This is a genomic window from Herbiconiux daphne (assembly GCF_024979295.1).
GTDB classification, from domain to species: Bacteria; Actinomycetota; Actinomycetes; order Actinomycetales; family Microbacteriaceae; genus Herbiconiux; species Herbiconiux daphnes.
In genome coordinates, this window is the sequence record NZ_JANLCJ010000396.1 from 1 (window position 1) to 700 (window position 700).

Annotated in this window: 1 protein-coding gene; it reads left to right on the forward strand. The window is 51.6% G+C overall.

Translation table 11 applies throughout. The features are described from left to right. Window positions 1-80: 80 nt before the first annotated feature. Window positions 81-700, forward strand: a 620-nt coding sequence (locus tag N1032_RS25450) for a DUF2800 domain-containing protein (protein WP_259543381.1), incomplete at its 3' end; no start/stop codon positions are given.

A 700-nucleotide genomic window follows, 5' to 3' on the forward strand; every position in this document is an offset into this window, starting at 1 on the left:
GTTCGACGACGCTAAGCGCCTGAGCGACATCACGGCGGCGCATTTGCCTACGTTATACAAAGAGCTGGCGAGCCTCAAAAATGGCTAGCCACGCACGGTTAAGCCCGTCCGGTGCTCATAAATGGATGGAATGCCCCGCTAGCCTGGCCGCCGAACGGGGGATTCCTGAGTCCATCTCTCCACACGCCGCAGAGGGCACAGCCGCGCACGCTGTAGCTGAAGCTGTTCTTCGCGCGCTTAACCCGTCATGGGTAAAGACCCGGCCTAATTTCTCGAAGCGATGCGCTTCGGACTACGTAGGCGAAACTATCGAAGGATGGACAATTACCGACGACATGGCGGAGCCGATCCAGACCTATATAGATACGGTCTTAGCGGCGGCGCAAGGAAATACTCTACACATTGAGCAACGCGTAGATTTTTCGCATGTTGTCGGCGTCCGTAATTCCTTCGGAACCGCAGACGCCATAATTATTAATGGCGATGAATTGCAGATCCACGATCTGAAATTCGGGCGCGGCGTTCGGGTAGACGCGGAAAATAACTATCAGCTAATGATTTATGCTTTAGGTGCCTTACCAGTGTTTGAACTCGGATCTGAATTTAGCACAGTAAGATTGTTTATACACCAACCACGTTTAAATCATTGCTCTGAATGGGCGGTATCTGTCCAAAAACTGAAGGATTTCGGGAAAAAGGT